This is a genomic window from Xanthomonas sp. NCPPB 2586 (assembly GCF_041475775.2).
Taxonomy (GTDB): domain Bacteria; phylum Pseudomonadota; class Gammaproteobacteria; order Xanthomonadales; family Xanthomonadaceae; genus Xanthomonas; species Xanthomonas campestris.
Genome location: NZ_CM192981.1, coordinates 3,602,904 through 3,616,563, shown reverse-complemented (window position 1 = coordinate 3,616,563; position 13,660 = coordinate 3,602,904). Strand labels below are relative to the sequence as shown.

Genomic DNA, 13,660 nt, shown 5'->3' with positions numbered 1-13,660 from the left:
CGCACGTGGATCAGCGCGCGGAAGGCGCCGGCGTTGCCGGCGGCGTTGCAGTGGCCCCCTTGGCCTGCCACCCGCACATCTGGCCCTGGTTCTGCTGTTTGAGCCATTCCTGCATCGGTGCGAAATATTCCAGCATCGGGCCGGCATCGAGCGTGTCCTTGCCGGTCACTTCCTTCAGCGTGGTCTGCCAGGGCTGGCTGGAGCCGCGTTGCAACATCGACCAGAATTTCTGGCCGGCTTCCTTGTTGCCGTAGAAGCTGCATTCGTACAGCGGCCCCTGGTGGCCGGCGGCATCGCACAGGCCCTTGTAGAACTGGAATTGCAGGATGTGCGCGAGAAAATAACGGGTGTAGGGCGTGTTGCCGGGCACGTGGTATTTGGCGCCGGCATCGAAGAAGTCCTCGCCGCGTGGGCTCACCGGTGCCACGCCCTGGTAGGTGGCCTTCAACTCCCACCAGGCCTGGTTGTAGCGTTCCGGGGGAATCGAGCCGTCGAATACGCCCCAGCGCCAGCGGTCGATCATCAGCCCGAACGGCAGAAACGCCACCTTGCTCAGCGCCATGCGCATCTGCGAATTGATCAATGCCTCGCGCCCGCTCTGCTGCTCGCCAACCATGCCGATCGACTGCAGGTACTTGGGCGTCATCGCCAGCACGATGGTGTCGCCGATGGCTTCGTGGAAGCCGTCGTTGGCGCCGTTCTGGAACAGCGGCGGCAACGGGTTGTAGGCCATGTCGTAATAGATGTGGCCAAGCTCATGGTAGATGGTGGTGAAGTCTTCTTCGGTGGGGCGGATGCACATCTTGGTGCGCACGTCCGGGCCGGTGCCCGCGTTCGGCTCGCCACCCATGTTCATGTCCCACGCGCTGGCGTGGCAGACCACGTCGCGGTCCAGTGGCTTGATGAACTGCGAGCGTTGCCAATAGGTGTCCGGCAACTTCGGCATGCCCAGCGACGTGTAGAAATCCTGCGCGCGTTCGGTCATCTGCTGGGCAGTGCGCAGTTGCGCGTCGCGCTCGGCGAGAAAGCGTGCAGCTGCGCCGCCATCGCCACCGGTATTGCGCGCCAGCGCGGCGCTCAGGTTGCCCTGGTACTGTTTTTCCAGTGCCGAGGTGATGTCCAGGTCGCCCGCACCCGGATAGGGCTGCAGCAGATCCCACAGGTTGCTCCAGTCCTGCTGCCACATGTTGCCCATCAGGTGTGCGGGCAGCATGCCGCCGGCCACCTCGCCCTTGTCCTTGCCATACTGCGTATCCAGCTTGCCGCGCGCGTAGCATTGCAGCTGGGTATACAGCGGTTTGAGCTGTTCCCACAGGCGGTCGGTTTCGCTGGCCAGTTGCGCCGGCGGCATGTCGTAGCCGCTGCGCCACATCGCACCGACATCGGCAAAGCCCATGCCGCGTGCACCGTCGTTGGCGAGCTCGACAAAGCGCTGGTAGTCCTTGCGCATTGGTTGCGCGGTGGCGTGCCAGCCTTGCCAGGCCTGCAGTTGTTCGTCGTAGTCGCGGCTGCGTGCCAGCACTTGTTCGAGCTCGCCCAGCTGGCGGCAACGGCGTTGCTCGCCGTCACCGGTGCAGGCGCTGCCCGCGCCGTAGTCGCCTTCCATCTTCGCGGCGATACGCGTGAGTTCGGCCAGCTTGGCCGGGTCGCGCGGGGCGGGCAGGGCGCTCATCAGTTTGAGTAATTGCAGCGCACGCGCGCTGTCGGCGGACATCGGGGTGCCGGCGTACTGCTTGGATTGGTCGATCCAGCGATCCAGCTGGCTCAGTGCGCGCTCGTTGGCCTTGGCGGCCAGCAACTGCGAGTCGCCGTTGATGTAGGTCGACGACAGCCACTGCGCGGCAGTCATTTCCGGATACGCCACCTTGTACTCGGCACTGATGCGCGCCACGAACTGGTCGGCGTTTTCGCTGGGTACGGTCTTGGTGGTGGCGGGCTTGGGCGTCGGCGCCGCATCCTGGCGGCACGACGACAGCGACAACGTACCGGCGGCAACGGCGAGCGCCAGCAACAGCAGACGAGGATTCACGGGTGGTCCTTGCGGTGAAGTCCGGCGAAGGCTAGAGCGCGCCGGGGTTCAGGGCAAGTAAAAGCGCCATGCGTGCTGCATGGCGCCGGTGAATCGGCAAGCGTACGCGGCGCCGGGCTCAGCCGGTGCAGCTGGCGAACACGTCGCGCTCGCGGGCATAGGCACTGGTCTTGACCTGCAGCAGGCCGAGCACCGACGGAAACAGCGCGTCCTGGTCGGTGTACTGGCCGGCGCGATGGCGCAGGCAGGCTTCGTCCAGGCCACGGTCGCGGGCGAACTCCGGCGAGAACCACATCACCATCGGCACGTGGGTCTGCTCCTTGGGCGCGATCGCATACGGCACGCCATGCAGATACAGGCCTTTTTCGCCGAGCGATTCGCCGTGGTCGGAGAGGTAGATCATCGCGGTGTCGTAGTCCGGCATTCCGCGCAGCGCGTGGATGGCCTGGGCGAGGAAGTGATCGGTGTAGGTGATGGAATTGTCGTAGGCATTGACGATCTGCTGGCGGCTGCAGCTGCCCAGGTCGGCGGTCTTGCACACCGGTTTGAAGCGTTCGAACGCAGCCGGGTAGCGTTCGAAATAGCTCGGCCCGTGGCTGCCCAACTGGTGCAGCACCACCACGCGATCGCCTGGCCTGGCACGCACCTGCGCGGCCAGATCGCCGAGCAGGATCTCGTCCATGCAGCGCCCATCGGCGCACAGGCCCGGGGTGGTGGCGTTGTCCAGTTGTTCGATCTGCAAGCCGTCGCATACGCCCTTGCAGCCGGACTGGTTGTCGCGCCACAGCGTGGAGATGCCGGCGTGTTCAAGCACATGCAGCAGCGACTGATGGCCGCGGATCATGTCTTCGTTGTAATCGCGCCGGCCGAACGGGGAAAACATGCACGGCACCGAGACCTCGGTGCTGGTGCCGCACGAATGCATGTCCGGGAAGTTGATCACCCCGGCCTGCGCCAGCTCCGGCGTGGTCTGGCGCGCGTAGCCATTCAGGCCCCAGTTCTGCGCACGTGCGGTTTCGCCCAGCACCACCAGCAACAGGCGCGGGCGGCTGCCGGCCGCGCGCGGCGTGGCCATCGCATCATGCTCGACCGGCTGCTTGGGCGCATGCTTGATCGGCGAATCGGATTTGAAGTTCTGCTTGAGTGCCACCAGGTAGTTGATCGGCGTGGCCAGATAGCGCACTTCGCGGTGGTTACGCATCAACGCGGAGATGTCCTGGAACGAGAGCAGCGCGCCCAGCATTCCGCCCACTGCCATCACGGCCATAAAACCGACCCGCATCACCCAGGTCTTGCCCAAGCTGCGGGTCCCTACGCGCACGCGCCACAGCAACGTGGCCGGGATGGCGAAGTAGCACAGCAACGGCAGGATCAACCCTGGCGTCAGCAACTCGCGCGATTCCTTGTGATCGGTATGCAGCACGTTGCGCAGCATGTCCGCGTCCAGATAGACGTTGTAGCTGTCCATGTAGTGCGCGGCCAAGGCGGTGGTGAGCAGCAGCACGGTCAGCAGCGGCTTGGCATTCCAGCGCCACACCAGCAGCCCCAGCACCAGCGCATTGACCGCCACCAGCAAGGCCATCAGCGAGGCGGCGAAGCCCAGGCTGCCCGGGTGGGTCGCCATGGCGGTGCGCCAGAACACCTGGTTGCAGACCAGGGCGAAGAACAGGCTGCTCAGCAACACCAGCATCTCGGTAGAGACAGTGGGGCGCGTGCTCCAGCTCAGCGCGTGCAGGCGCGTGCGCCAACGCGGATGCGGCAGCAAGGTGCTCATTGCTCACCTCCCGTCAGCACCAGCATGCGCAGCGGTTGCCGCGGCGGCGCCAGCAGCAGCCAATACAGACCCAGCGCGGTCAACCAGCACACGCCCAGCGACCACAGGTCGTGCGAGAGGAAATGCGCGCCGCGCAACTGCTGCGATATGCCGAACACCGCCCCGGCGGCCAGCCCGGTCAACAGCGCCGGCCAGCGCCAGGCCGGGCGCAGCGCCAGTGCGCAGAAGTACAGCGCCACCCATGCATAGCCGGCGCTGGCATGGCCGGCCGGAAAGCAACCGGAGGCATGCAGGCCGTGCCGCGAGGCGAACAAGCCGATCAACGGATGTGTGCCGCCATAGCGGCTCAGATCCCACGGGCAGTCCATTGCCGTCCACGACTTCAGCAGCGACACCAGCGTGGTGGACAGCGCCACCGACGCCGCCAGGTAGGTCAGCGGCCAACGCAAGGCGCGTGCGCCCGGACGCGCCCGCGACCATGCCAACACCGCCATGCCCAGCACCACCACGGCTGCAACCGTGCTCAGCCACTTGCCGCCGCGGTGCACCAGCTGGCTGGTGAACCACTGTTCCTTCAACAGCCAGTGCCCACCTTCCAGCCGATACAGCGCGTCGGCCACCCACTGGTCGCCGCCGCCGAGCATCAGCAGCGCGCTGATCGCCAGCAACGCCGCCAGCGGCAGCCACAGGTGCGCCAGCAGAAAGCGGGTTTGCCAGCTGGTGGCGGTGCGTGTCAGCGCAGGCGCATGAAGGGGGAGCGTTGTCATCGAAAGATCCGGACCATTGCAATGGCGGGCATCTTCGAAAGCGGCGTGTCGGAAAGCGGTCGGACCCGGGTTGGACCGGCGTTAAGCGCACTGTGTTGGTTCAGTCTGTGTCGGTGTCGGCATCTGCGCCTTCCGCAGCGGAGCCTGCAGCGTTGCACCCCGCGTGCCATGCCGTTCCCGGCACCAATTGCCACTGGTTGCGATTCGATTCGCCGATCTCCACCACCTGCGCGCGCGCCACGCAGGCCGGTACCGCCTGCTTGAGCACGAACAACCAGCGCCGCTGCGGCGCCTGCGCCAACCACGGGCCGGCCTGCGCCCACTGCGCCTGCCAACTCGCCTTGAAGCCGAAGTCGGTGACCGGTCGGTCGGCCTGCAACAGGTTCTGTTCCTTCCACGCCAGCATGCCCAGCTCGGCGTGCGGGCCGATGCGCTCGCCCACGCGCTGCATCAGCGCCGCAGATGAACTATAGGGGTCCAATGCCGGCATCACGCCCAGGCCGGTGACCGTCCACAACGCCGCGGTGGCGGCGACCAGCGCGCTGCCGGCGCGCCTGCCGCGTGCCCAGGCCACCAGTCCGAGCGCGACAAGCCCCAGACCTATCAGCCACAGGCTCATGGTCTGCAGCGATGTCAACGCGATGCCACGTTGCAGCGCGCTGCGTTCGGCCCAGTGCAGGTGCAGGCCGATGCCGCCGCCCAGTGCCAGCGCCGCCACGCCCAGCAACAGCACATAGCCAAGCAGCAGCCGCTGCACGCCACGGCGTCGCAACAGGCCAGGCAGCAGCGGGGCGGCGGCGATGCACAGCGCCGGCAGCATCGGGAAGATGTAGACCTCGCGCTTGCCCGGGCTGGCACTGAAGAACACCAGCACCAGCAGGCTCCACGCCAGCAGCAACAGCAGGCGTGGGTCGCCGCGGCGCAGCCGGCGCCACCACGCCGGCACCAGCCACGGCAGCAGCAGGCAGCCCGGCAACCACAGCGTGGCGATCACCTGCAGGTAGTACCAGAACGGTTTGACGTGATGCCAAGCGTGCGCATAACGCGTGCCGGTCTGCTTGAACAACAACTCGTGCGCGTAGGCATGCAACGCCGGGTCGGGGCTGTGCAGCAGGGCGATGCCCAGCGGCCCCAGCCACACCGCGGTGCCGGCCACAAACGCCGGCAGCACCAGCAGCCAGCTGCGCCCGGCCAGTGCCCGCGCCGGCAGCACGCTGGGGTGACGGCGTGGCAGCGCCATCCACGGCAGCAGCACCAGCAGCGGCAGAAACCCCACGCCCTTGGTCACCGTGCCCACGCCCGCAGCACAGAGCCCGATCACCCAGGCGCGCCAGTCCGGCCCACGCAGCAGATGACGCAGCAATCCCCACAGCGACAGCGTGGTCAGCGCCACCAGCACCATATCGATCTGCGCGCGCTTGGCCATCAGCCCGAACTGCAGCACGGTGAACAGCGACAGCACCGCGTAACGCGCGACACGTCGGTTCCAGAGCCGCCGGCTCAGGTCCCAGGTCAGCCACAGCGTGAGCAATGCGGCCAGCAACGATGGCAGCAGGAAGGCGATCGGCCAGTACGGCACAAGTTCGTAGCTGGCCGCCTGCAACCACATGAACACCGGCGGTTTTTCCGCATACAACTCGCTGCCCCGGTGCGGGAGCAACCACTGCCCGGTCTCCACCATGGTGCGTGCGGCCAGCACGAAGCGTGGTTCGTCCGGCGGGTTGGGTTGGCGCAGGCCCAGCCCGGCCAGCAGCGCAATGACGATCAACGCCAGCGCGGCAGCCAGGGCGGGTTTGCGCGACAGCGCGGCGGAAACGGCAGACGGCACACGGGCGCCTTGGTCGAAACGGTGCAGGACGATGCCCATGCGCGTGTCGGAAGGATGTCGGAATGCACCCGATCGCCGCCGCCGCCGTGGCTCGGCTAGGATGCGCACACTTGTCCGTGCCGCGGACGCCCCGGAGACCGCCATGCGCCTGCTGGTCATCGAAGACAACCGCAACATGGTCGCCAACCTGTTCGACTATTTCGAAGCGCGCGGGCACACCCTGGACGCGGCGCCCGATGGCATCACCGGCTTGCATCTGGCCACCACCCAGCATTACGACGCGCTGGTGCTGGACTGGATGATGCCGCGCATGGACGGGCCGGAAGTACTGCGCCGGCTGCGCGAGCAGCACCAGTCCGAGCTGCCGGTGATCATGCTCACCGCGCGCGACGAATTGCCCGACAAGATCGCCGGGTTCCGCGCCGGCGCCGACGACTATCTGACCAAGCCCTTCGCCCTGCCCGAGCTCGAAGTGCGTCTGGAAGCGCTGCTGGCGCGCGCGCAGGGGCGCCGCCGCGGCAAGCTGCTGCAGGTGGCCGATCTGCGGCTGGATCTGGCCACGCTGGACGCCACCCGCGCCGGTCAGGCGCTGCATTTGTATCCAGCCTGCCGCAAGTTGCTGGAGATCCTGATGCAGGCCAGCCCCGCCGTCGTCACCCGCCAGCGTCTGGAGCAGGCGCTGTGGGGCGACGATCCGCCCGATGGCGACATGCTGCGCTCCCACATCTACGAACTGCGCCGCAGCGTGGATGGCCCGTTCGCGCAAAAGCTCATCCACACCTTGCCGCGGCTGGGCTACCGGGTGGCCGCGCTGGAAGCCGCCGATGACGCCGCCACTGCCATCGAGTGCACCGATGGCTAAGCATCGCCCGCTGGGCCGGCGCGTGCTGGTCTGGCTGTTCGGCTACACCTTTCTGATGGTGCTGGCGGTGTTCGGCACCGCGCAGTACCTGCACGAACGCGCCGAGCATGGCGTGTGGCGCTCGCTGCTCAATTCGGAACTGGACAGCATCCTGGACCGCAGCGCGCAGGATCCGGGCTATCGCTGGCAGGACTCGGACACCTTGCGGCTGTTTCGCGTGGACGGCAGCGCGCAGGTGCCGCCGGCGCTGCGCAGCTTGCATCCCGGGCTGCACGACGACCTGGAGATCGCCGGCCGCCAAAGCGCGGTGATGGTGCGCGACACCACGCATGCCGGCCGCCTGGCGCTGGTGCTGGACATCACCGACTTCGAAGCACTGGAACACTTCCTCACCCGCTGGATGCTGGCCGCCGGCATCGCCTTGATCGCCATCACCGTGTTGATGGGCACCTATGCGATGGCGCGGCTGGTGCGCCCGCTGGTGGATCTTGCGCGCGATATCGGCGCATTGCGCCCGGAACGGCGCGACCAGCGCATCGCGGTGGGCCCGCAAGGCAGCACCGAGTTGTATGTGATCGCCGATGCCCTCAATGACTATCTCGAACGCAACGGCCAGTTCGTCGAGCGCGAGCGCGCCTTCATCGACAGCGCGAGCCACGAACTGCGCACGCCGATCGCGGTGATCGGCAACGCCGCCGAGCTGGCGCTGGAGCAACCGGACACGCCCGCCGTGGTGCGCCATCAACTTCAACGCATCGCGCAGACCAGCGGCGCGGTGGAACAGCTGATCACCTTGTTGCTGGTGCTGGCCAAGGACCCGGGCCGGCTGGTGCGCAGCAGCGACACGCTGCGCCTGGATCAATTGCTGCCGGAGATCGTGGCCGACCATGCGCACCTGTGCGCCGACAAGGACCTGCAACTGCAGGTCGCACCGCTGCCACCGTGCAGCCTGGTGGCGCCGGTGGCGATCGTGCAGACCGCCATCGGCAACCTGTTGCGCAACGCGATCGAGAACAGCGATCGCGGCATCATCCATATCGCGCTGGCGTCACCGGGCGTGGTGCAGATCACCGACCCCGGCCACGGCATGACGCCGGAAGAAATCAGTGCGATCTATGCACGGCTGGCACGCGGCAACGCGCGTCAGGGCAACGGCATCGGCCTGGAATTGATCGGCCGCCTCTGCGAGCACCTGGGCTGGCACCTGCGCCTGGATTCCAGTGCGGGGCAGGGCACGGTGGCCACGCTGGATCTCAGTGGCGCGACCCTGACCTAGCGCGCACCGCCGCGTTCGAACGCCCACACCCATCACCTCGGCAACAGGCCGCGCGCAAGCAGCCAGCTGCGCGCATTCTCCGCATCCTGCTCGAACCAGGCGCGGGTCGATCCCAGCCGGTAGGTGTAGCCCCAGCTGTCCATGTCGGCCATCAGGCGCGCGCTGCCCACGCCGGGCAACTGCGCCGCCAGCAGGATCTGCAGATAACAGGTGGCGTCTTCTTCATCCACCGAATCGGTGGCATCGGTATGCACGGCGGCACGCTTGTCCGGCGGCAGCACGATCAAGTGCCCGGCCTCGTGCAGCATCGAATGCACCGGCGTGTCGTCGCGCACATACACATCGCAACCGATGATGCCCGCTTCCGGCTCACCCCAGAAACTGCCGGGAATCGGCGCATCCGCGTCCACATGCTGCAGACGCAATCCGTACCGGGCCAGCAGGGCGGCAGGCGCGTCCAGGCCGATATCGCCCACGCACAACACGGCATCGGCGGCAGGCAGGGAAGAGGGGGAGGTGCTCACGCGCAGGGCTCGCGGTAGATGCAGGCCGCCGCAGGGCGCGGAGGCGGGTGGACCACAACAACACGGCACCGTGCGCACACGGTGCCGTGCAGCTTACTTGTCGCCGTCTTCCGGCAGGGCGACGGTGATGTCGAGCACATCGTGCTCGCCATCCTTGACCAGATCCACCCGTACCGCATCGGCATCGATGTTGACGTACTTCTTGATCACTTCCAGCAATTCGCGCTGCATCAGCGGCAGATAATCCGGCCCACCGCGATGGTTACGTTCCTGCGCGATGATGATCTGCAAACGGTTCTTGGCCGTCTCGGCGGTGTTCTTCTTGCTCTTGAGAAAATCGAGCAGGCCCATGCTTACCCTCCGAACAGCTTGCTGAAGAAGCCTTTCTTCTCCACGGAAATGAATCGCATCGGGCGCTCTTCGCCCATGATGCGGGCGACTGCGTCGTCATACGCCTGGCCTGCCGGGGACTCGCCATCCAGGATCACCGGCTCGCCCTTGTTGGAGGCATTGAGCACGTCGCCGGATTCGGGAATCACGCCGATGGCCTTGAGCCCCAGCACTTCTTCCACGTCGGTGATGCTGAGCATCTCGCCGCCTTCCACCCGGCCCGGGCTGTAACGGGTCAGCAGCAGGAAGGCCGGCACGTTCTTGCCTTCCTCGGCCTTGCGGGTCTTGGAATCGAGCAGGCCGATGATGCGGTCGGAGTCGCGCACCGAAGACACTTCCGGATTCACCACCACCACCGCGCGGTCGGCGAAATACATCGCCAGGAATGCGCCTTTCTCGATACCTGCCGGCGAATCGCAGACGATGTATTCGAAGCCGTCGGCGGCCAGGTCCTTGAGCACCTTCTCCACGCCTTCCTGGGTCAGCGCGTCCTTGTCGCGGGTCTGCGAGGCAGCCAGCACGTACAGGTTGTCAAAACGCTTGTCCTTGATCAGCGACTGCTTGAGCGTGGCTTCGCCATGCACGACGTTGACGAAGTCGTACACCACGCGCCGCTCGCAGCCCATGATCAGGTCCAGGTTGCGCAGACCGACGTCGAAGTCGATGACGGCGACCTTCTTGCCGCGCCGTGCCAGCCCGCAGGCCAGGCTCGCGCTGGTGGTGGTCTTGCCAACGCCGCCCTTGCCGGAGGTGACTACGATGATTTCAGCCAAAGGATTTCTCCGAAATATTTCTGTGGTTGGGCTGCGTCAATCCAGCGCAGCGATCTTGATCTGATCCTGCTCCAGCCAGACCTGGACGGCCTTGCCACGCAGGTCCATGGGAACATCGTCCAGCACCTTGTAGTGGCCAGCGATGGCGACCAGTTCGGCGTGGAAGTCGCGGCAGAAGATGCGCGCGTCAGGGTTGCCCTGGGCGCCGGCCAACGCGCGGCCACGCAGGGTACCGTAGATATGGATGCTGCCGTCGGCGATGACCTCGGCGCCGGCCCCCACCGTACTGAGTACGGTCAGGTCGCAGTTCTCCGCGTACAGCTGCTGGCCCGAGCGCACCGCGTTGCGTTGCATGCGGCCCGGCGCCGGCCGCGCCACGGGGGCGGCCGGTTCGGCGCGTGCAGGCGGTGGCGGGGGAGGCGGCGGTGGGCTGACCGCGGCGGTTTCGTACTGGGCGCGGAACTTGGCCAGCAACGGGATGCCGAGCTGCTGCGAGAGCAGGTCGATCTCGCTGGTGCCATAGGCCAGGGCCACCGGCAACACGCCAGCGCTGCGCAAGCCATCGAGCAAGGCCTTGGCGGTGGCCAGGTCCGGGGTCTGTGCCAGGCCGCCGAAGTCCAGGATCACCGCCGCGCGGCCGAACAGCTTCGGCGCGCGGGTCACCCGGTCCTGCATCTCGCGCACCAGGCGCGGCACATCCAGGGTGCGGATGCGCAGGTTGGCAATGCCCACCTGGCCGATCTTCAGTTCGCCGGCCTGTTCAAAATCCACATTCACACTCGACACGCCTCAGGTCCCCGTCGAACGGTTGTCGGCGGCGGCGTGCCGCGGCCGTCCCACCCAGGGCAGCTCTTCGGGCAGCTTGCCGGCATAGGTCTCCTTGACCCACGGGTAGCTGCACATGTCTTTCATGAGCATGCTGGCGCGCACTTCCACGTCGGCCATGGTGTTCTGGCCCACTTCGCGAAAGCCGAAGCTGCCATGGAACAGCAGCGCCGCATCGGCGCCATGGTCCAGGAACACCTCGCAGGCCAGCTGCGGGTAGCGCAGTTCGGTGTAGCTCTGCACGTCCGCATAGAACGCACGGCCGACACCACCGCCACGGCGGCGGCTGGCCACCACGATGCGGTCGATATAGAAGAACTCCGGGTGACGGTCCCGGAACCAGGCGAAATTGCTGCTGTCATGAGCACTGCCACTGCCGAAACCGACCAGGAAACCGGCCAGGTTGCCGTCGCGCTCGGCGACGCGGAAGTATTCGGCCTGCTCGTAGAAACGCTGCAGTTTGGTTGAATCCAGCGGCAGGATCGCCAGTCCGGCATTGTTGTTCAGGGCCAGGACGGAATCGAGCTCGTGCTCGCGCACGTCGCGGATGACGATCGACATTGGGACTCCGTGGGGTAACGCTATCGACCCGAAATCGGATCTGCGTCGGATTATTACATGGCAGGCCTGAAGCGGCGACCTGACGTGACGACCATCGGCATGCATGACTTCCGGCAAGAGGGCAGCCGCAGGCGTTACGCCTAAGATGCGTGCATGTTGGGATACCTCAGTCATACGCGCGTCCTGCGCTTCGCCGGCCTGTTCACCTGGGCGATGATCGCCATGCCGTTGGTGTTCATCTACTGGGCACCGGCAGAGGAGGACCGCCACCGCGGCATGGCCGAGGCGATCATGATGTCGGCGTTCTTCGTCGGCTTCGGTGCGAGCTACTTCTGGTTGACGCGTGGCTTGAACAGCGGCGGCCACGCGCACTGGTACGACCGCCTGATCCTGCTGCTGCTGACCATCTGCGCACTGGCGGTGAGCTATCTCACCGGAACCGGGCTCGGCAGCATCCTGATGATGGTCGCGGCCGGGGTGATCCCCTGGTTGCTGCCGCTGCGCGTGGGCGTGGTGTGGCTGGTGCTGAGCCAGCTGGCGGTGTTGCCGGTCTACCACCTGCTGCTCGGCTTTCCGATTTCCGGCGCACTGATGCAGTCGCTGTTGTACGGCGGGTTTTCGATGTTCATCTTCGTGACCAGCCTGGTCGCGCGCCAGCAGACCGAGGCCCGCGAAGAACAGCGCCGGCTCAATGCGGAACTGCGTGCCACCCGCGCGCTGCTGGCCGAAAGCGCGCGCATCAACGAGCGCACCCGCATTTCGCGCGAGCTGCACGACCTGCTCGGTCATCACCTCACCGCGCTGAGCCTCAATCTGGAAGTGGCCGGCCACATCACCGAAGGCCAGGCCCAGGAACACGTGCGCCAGGCCCATACCCTGGCCAAGCTGCTGCTCACCGACGTGCGCGAAGCGGTCAGCCAGCTGCGCGACAGCGGCGCCATCGACCTGGAAGCGGCGCTACGCCCATTGGTGACCCAGGTGCCGTCGCTGGATATCCATCTGGACATCGGCCAGCCATTGACCCTGGACGACCCCGAACGCGCGCATGTGCTGCTGCGCTGTACCCAGGAAATCATCACCAACGCGGTGCGCCACGCCGGCGCGCGCAATCTGTGGATCCAGGTGCGCCGCGATGCGGATACGGTGTTGATCGATGCGCGCGACGACGGCCAGGGTGCCGACGCGGTGGCGCCCGGTAATGGCCTGCGCGGCATGCGCGAACGCCTGAACCAGTATGGTGGGCAGCTCGAGATTCAAACCCGGCGGGGTGACGGCTTTTGCCTGCGCATCTCCGTTCCAGGCGCGCCGGCACTGATGCCCGCGGCCATTACTCAAGGAGTGTCGTGATGATCCGTGTGTGCCTGGTCGATGACCAAACCTTGGTACGGCAGGGCATCCGCTCGCTGCTGGCCCTGGACGCCGGGATCGAGGTGGTGGCCGAGGCGGCCGATGGCCGGCAGGCGGTGGAGCAGATTCCGCAGATCCAGCCGGACGTGGTGCTGATGGACATGCGCATGCCGGTGATGTCCGGCCTGGAAGCGCTGCAGATGCTCTCGCGCAACGGCACCTTGCCGCCGACCATCATCCTGACCACCTTCGACGACGACCAGCTGGTGCTGGCCGGGCTCAAGGCCGGCGCCAAGGGCTACCTGCTCAAGGACGTCTCGCTGGAGCAATTGGTCGGCGCGATCCGCACCGTGGCCGACGGCGGCTCGCTGGTGCAGCCGGCGGTGACCCAGCGCCTGCTGTCGGGCCTGGAGCACATGCGCAACGAGTTCGTCAGCCTGGACCGGCCCGACCCGCTCACCGACCGCGAGACCGAGATCCTGCGCCTGATGGCCAGCGGCTTTTCCAACAAGGAGATCGCCAATTCGCTGGGCGTGGCGGAGGGGACGATCAAGAATCACGTGTCCAACATCCTGTCCAAGCTGGGCGTGCGCGACCGCACCCGGGCGGTGCTGAAGGCGTTCGAGCTGCAGCTGGTCTGAGCACAGGATGCCCGGCCCGGCGCAGCGCGCCGTGCGTTCGCGTGCGCGCAAGCCAATGGCTTG

The 13,660-nt window shown here is 66.6% G+C and carries 13 protein-coding genes; 4 read left to right on the top strand and 9 right to left on the bottom strand.

From position 1 onward, the window contains the following. Window positions 1-10: 10 nt before the first annotated feature. The 4 genes from ACCQ09_RS15725 to ACCQ09_RS15710 form a co-directional block, all read right to left on the bottom strand. Window positions 11-2,029 (bottom strand): M2 family metallopeptidase, encoded by a 2,019-nt coding sequence (locus ACCQ09_RS15725; RefSeq protein WP_228428128.1) that lies wholly within the window; start codon window positions 2,027-2,029, stop codon window positions 11-13. A gap of 118 nt (window positions 2,030-2,147) precedes the next feature. Further along, on the bottom strand, window positions 2,148-3,803 hold the full coding sequence (locus tag ACCQ09_RS15720) for a phosphoethanolamine transferase (RefSeq protein ID WP_184395742.1): 1,656 nt from the start codon (window positions 3,801-3,803) through the stop codon (window positions 2,148-2,150). Beyond that, window positions 3,800-4,570, bottom strand: coding sequence for a phosphatase PAP2 family protein (locus ACCQ09_RS15715; RefSeq protein WP_011036318.1), 771 nt, complete (start codon window positions 4,568-4,570; stop codon window positions 3,800-3,802). Before ACCQ09_RS15715 ends, ACCQ09_RS15720 begins: the two co-directional genes overlap by 4 nt. A gap of 100 nt (window positions 4,571-4,670) precedes the next feature. Then, window positions 4,671-6,437 (bottom strand): ArnT family glycosyltransferase, encoded by a 1,767-nt coding sequence (locus ACCQ09_RS15710; protein ID WP_228428130.1) that lies wholly within the window; start codon window positions 6,435-6,437, stop codon window positions 4,671-4,673. Between the two features lie 103 nt (window positions 6,438-6,540). On the opposite strand from ACCQ09_RS15710, the gene ACCQ09_RS15705 reads away from it, so the two are divergent. Both ACCQ09_RS15705 and ACCQ09_RS15700 read left to right on the top strand, forming a co-directional pair. Further along, window positions 6,541-7,260: a response regulator transcription factor gene (locus ACCQ09_RS15705; protein ID WP_011036320.1), complete on the top strand. Its 720-nt coding sequence runs from the start codon at window positions 6,541-6,543 to the stop codon at window positions 7,258-7,260. Then, window positions 7,253-8,536, top strand: coding sequence for a sensor histidine kinase (locus ACCQ09_RS15700; protein WP_012438974.1), 1,284 nt, complete (start codon window positions 7,253-7,255; stop codon window positions 8,534-8,536). The genes ACCQ09_RS15705 and ACCQ09_RS15700 overlap by 8 nt, the downstream gene beginning before the upstream one ends. Window positions 8,537-8,568: 32 nt before the next feature. Here the strand turns inward: ACCQ09_RS15700 and ACCQ09_RS15695 are convergent, their stop codons facing one another. From ACCQ09_RS15695 to ACCQ09_RS15675, 5 genes are all read right to left on the bottom strand, one after another. Continuing rightward, window positions 8,569-9,060 (bottom strand): hypothetical protein, encoded by a 492-nt coding sequence (locus ACCQ09_RS15695; protein ID WP_040941646.1) that lies wholly within the window; start codon window positions 9,058-9,060, stop codon window positions 8,569-8,571. Between the two features lie 93 nt (window positions 9,061-9,153). After that, entirely contained in the window at window positions 9,154-9,411 is a 258-nt protein-coding gene (gene minE / locus ACCQ09_RS15690; RefSeq protein ID WP_011036323.1) for a cell division topological specificity factor MinE, read from the bottom strand. A 2-nt stretch (window positions 9,412-9,413) separates the two neighbouring features. Next, a complete protein-coding gene (minD, locus tag ACCQ09_RS15685) occupies window positions 9,414-10,223 on the bottom strand; it encodes a septum site-determining protein MinD (protein WP_011036324.1) in 810 nt (269 codons plus the stop codon). A gap of 36 nt (window positions 10,224-10,259) precedes the next feature. Continuing rightward, window positions 10,260-11,009, bottom strand: coding sequence for a septum site-determining protein MinC (gene minC / locus ACCQ09_RS15680; protein ID WP_012438972.1), 750 nt, complete (start codon window positions 11,007-11,009; stop codon window positions 10,260-10,262). A gap of 3 nt (window positions 11,010-11,012) precedes the next feature. After that, window positions 11,013-11,609 carry a GNAT family N-acetyltransferase gene (locus ACCQ09_RS15675; protein ID WP_011036326.1) on the bottom strand — a complete coding sequence of 199 codons (597 nt, stop codon included), beginning with the start codon at window positions 11,607-11,609 and terminating at the stop codon, window positions 11,013-11,015. 153 nt (window positions 11,610-11,762) lie between these two features. On the opposite strand from ACCQ09_RS15675, the gene ACCQ09_RS15670 reads away from it, so the two are divergent. Further along, window positions 11,763-12,956 carry a sensor histidine kinase gene (locus tag ACCQ09_RS15670; RefSeq protein ID WP_040941645.1) on the top strand — a complete coding sequence of 398 codons (1,194 nt, stop codon included), beginning with the start codon at window positions 11,763-11,765 and terminating at the stop codon, window positions 12,954-12,956. Next, window positions 12,956-13,597, top strand: a complete 642-nt coding sequence (locus ACCQ09_RS15665; RefSeq protein WP_011036328.1) for a response regulator — start codon at window positions 12,956-12,958, stop codon at window positions 13,595-13,597. Before ACCQ09_RS15670 ends, ACCQ09_RS15665 begins: the two co-directional genes overlap by 1 nt. Window positions 13,598-13,660 lie beyond the last annotated feature (63 nt).